1 protein-coding gene is annotated in these 3,379 nt (G+C 41.9%); it reads left to right on the top strand.

Translation table 11 applies throughout. The features are described 5' to 3' along the window. The coding region (locus QTO00_RS16860) for a VWA domain-containing protein (protein ID WP_331425814.1) at positions 1-3,330 on the top strand (3,330 nt) is incomplete at its 5' end. Between the last annotated feature and the right edge of the window lie 49 nt (positions 3,331-3,379).

Here is a 3,379-nt window from a genome sequence, read left to right as displayed (position 1 = left end):
GTACTTAGCTTCGACGACCAAAAAGGCAACGACAATGACGATGATGACTTTGATGATATTGTCATCAAAATCGTCAAGTCAGAGCCAGCAGAGATTCACCATGAAGTGACGTTTGTTGAAGGTAATGAAAGTGGCGTAGCGATAGCGACGTCTGATGCGGATATCTTCGATGATAAAGATACTATCGAGTCAATGACGGTTACACTCACCAACGCGAAAGCTGATGATGTATTGAATTGGACAGAATCCGCAGGTTTTGAAGTCATTCCTATAAATACTGCAACTACGTTAGCTCTATTGGTAACACATCCATCAGGTGCCGTTTCCGCTGCTGGCTTTGAGGCCATCCTAAAATCCATTAGCTTTGTTAACAATAGCGATACGCCTGATGAAACACCACGTATTGTAGAGGTGGAGGTATCCGATGGAGTTAACGAGCCGGTAGTAGCGAAAACTACGATTTCGGTATCTGGCACTGAAGAGCTTTCTTACGACACTGCTGTAGGTCCGGAAGATAACTTTATATCGCTCGGTATTACGGTGGCGGATGCGGAAACTTCTGTCGAAACTATTGAACTATCGGGTATTCCTAAAGGTTCGGTAGTTTCGGTTCAAAATGTTGAGACGACCATTGGTGATTCTGGTGCTATCACTGTGAATATTGACGATATTCAATCTGTGAAAGTCAAAGCTCCTGAACACAGCGACGTAAACTTCGATATCACTATTACTGCGAAAAATTCAAGTGGTAATACTGTAGAAATGGGAAGTTTACCCGTTGATGTTCATGCTTTAGCAGATGCTCCTAAGGTAATGATTGATCTTGGTAAGCTAGAATATGAGTGGGTAAAACCTGACTTCAGCACCAACGACAATGCACAGATTAAAGACCTCTTTGAACAAGGAACATTGTTAAACAACGAGCCAGGAAATATCCATGAGTTGATAGCTGGAGGGGTTTCTCCTTTGCCTTCTGATACCAACGGAAGCGACCTTTTCATAGTGGAACCGAATCGCGCTATTCATGAAAGTGTTTCCCAACCTGGCTCTCACGTTACAGGCGATCAACTAGTTGGTGATTCAAATGACTTTTTCGTATCTGGTCCAGGTAACGACCATTTCGATGGTGGAACTGGAGCGTTGGACAGCGCGACTAAAGACACTGTTATCTATAGTGGTAATTTTGATGACTATAAGTTGAGATGGTTTGATGCAGACGACCATTCTGCTGTGCCATATTGGATAGTTGAAGATAAGAATTTCAACGATACAGCTGATGTAGTGATTGCCAATGACAAAGAAGCTGGAGATCACTTATACCAGATAGAAAGGCTAGTTTTCCAAGATGCGATAGTTATTTTGGACAATGAAAAAGGAACTGTTACACCGGAAGTGACTAAGATAATTCCAGTCGATATTCAGGTTGACCTCTTAGATAGTGATGGAAGTGAATCTCTATCAGATTCGGTATCAGTCACAGGAATACCAGAAGACGCTGAAGTATGGTTGAACGGTGTTGAGCAAACAGCAAGCAATGGAACTTATGTATTGCCTCTTACGTTTACTGCTGGTAACGGATTAGTTTCGTTCGATATTCGGGTGCCTAGTAGCTATCAGGGCGAATTAGATTTCCCAATTACAGCTACGGCAACTTCAACAGAGATTAGCAATGCAGATTCGGCTATAGGTAGTGCTACGGTCGAAGCTTCTATTCGTGACTTTAAATATACATCTGGTGAGAGTAGTGACGATAATATACGCACTGGTGGTGAACATGACATCGTTATCGGTGATACTACCGGTCTAGAGATAATCCCTGGTGAGGATTATAACATTGCGTTTATCTTTGATACGTCGGGTAGTATGGGGAACGTAATGGGAACTGCTAAAGAGCAGTTAGTGCTGGCGTTTGATAAGTTGGTTGATAGTGTCGGACCTGACAGTTCTGGTACTGTAAATGTCCTCCTAAGCCAGTTTAATTGGAGCGCATCCGAGGTCATTAGCATAAATCTAGCTTCAGAAGATCCTAAGAAAGAGTTTAGTGACGCCCTTGCTAACATTGGTGCCGGGGGAAATACAAATTATGAAGATGGATTTAAAGATACGATTGATTGGTTTGCCGGATTGCCGAACAGTGGAGCTAAGAGTCATTCATTCTTCATCACAGATGGATACATTACAGCTACTAACTATGATTATCTGAACAAAGATGAGTTTGACCAGTTCTGGATGTTCTCAAATGAGCAAACAGAAGAATTCGAAACTCTAGATGATATCCTTGGCACTGATTTCAAATTGAATGATTTAACGTCAGATGAAATATATCGCAACGGAGTTAAAGTCGTTGAAATAGATGAGTATGACGATGGTAAGGTATCTAAAGCCAACGTATATTCACCGTATGAGAACCAATCGGGGAATCGAGTTCTTCTAGGTACGTTAGTTAGAAATGACGATAAACTTGAGTTTAGTCAGTCCAGTATATCTTCAACTCTTCAAGCACAACATATGTACAATGTGCTTGCTGGGTTGTCAGCGGTACAAGCCATAGGCTTGGATCCGACTCCAAATAATAATTCAAGCTCAGGCGTGAATGAAGCGTCATTACAAAAGTTTGATACGGATGGCTTTGTTGATGTGAATATCAATGTTTCAGAACTTGCTAAAGCGATTGCCGGCGAGTTGATCGAAACTATGCCTGGTGATGATGTTATTCGCTCAAATGATGGCAATGACATATTGTTTGGTGATGAGCCTGTTTTGTTCTCGCAGCAAGACGGTGAAGAGCAATCTTTGTACGAATATGTATCTGAGCAAACAACGCCTTCTCTGTCTCAGGTTGAGGCGAGTAATATTCATGATTATGTTGCTGGGAACATTGATGAGTTTACTCAATCTTCAACTAATGATGGCAATGATGAGCTGTATGGTGGAGCAGGTGATGACATACTGTTTGGCCAGGGTGGAGATGATTTATTAGTTGGTGGTACCGGCAATGATATTTTGGTTGGTGGAGATGGTGATGACATCTTTAAGTGGCTCGATGGAGATCTTGATGGCTCTAAGGACACGATTAAAGACTTTACTTACGACAACACTGACGACGATGGTGAAAAAGATAGAATTGACCTAACCGAGTTGTTTAAAGATGAACAGGGTAGCGTTGATAGTATTATTTCAAGCCATATCTCAGTCAGTGAGTCTGAAGATAGCCATGCGGAAATTGTCGTTTCCAAGGGTAATGATTCAGTTACGATTGAGCTGGAGGGCTGGAGTAGTGCAGACCTAACCGATCAGATGCTGAAAGATATACTGGTGATCAAAGAGTAACAAAAGGGCCCAATGGCCCTTTTTTAATGTGTGCTAGATTCGAGAATTC

Origin of the sequence: Vibrio sp. M260118 (genome assembly GCF_036533755.1) — a bacterium.
Taxonomy (GTDB): Bacteria; Pseudomonadota; Gammaproteobacteria; order Enterobacterales; family Vibrionaceae; genus Vibrio.
This window is presented reverse-complemented; position numbering and strand designations above follow the sequence as displayed.